We start from the raw sequence: 246 nt of genomic DNA on the forward strand, positions 1-246 counted from the left end.
ATGCGGCGCTGCCGGCGTTCGCGCCCGACCGGATCTGGCGCCTCTGGCTCACGCATCGGCATCTGCTGTCCGGCGGCGGGCTGCTCGCGCACTATCGCGACCCGGCACGGCGTGCGCTGCTCAAGCCCGAGGCGATCTACGAGGTCGAAGGGCTGCTCGCGATGCAGGCTGCCGACGTGTTCGACGCGAGCATCGAGCGCACCGCGTGGCATCAGGCCGTGCTGAGCTTCTTCGATCGCTACGACT

The 246-nt window shown here is 69.5% G+C and carries 1 protein-coding gene; it reads left to right on the forward strand.

Annotated features, from left to right (window positions below; all coding sequences use genetic code 11):
• Nucleotides 1-246: hypothetical protein (locus R0J88_RS22555; protein ID WP_410901254.1), on the forward strand; the 246-nt coding region annotated here is incomplete at both ends.

This window comes from Pseudoalteromonas sp. SIMBA_162 (genome assembly GCF_046535955.1).
Classification (GTDB): domain Bacteria; phylum Pseudomonadota; class Gammaproteobacteria; order Enterobacterales; family Alteromonadaceae; genus Pseudoalteromonas; species Pseudoalteromonas marina.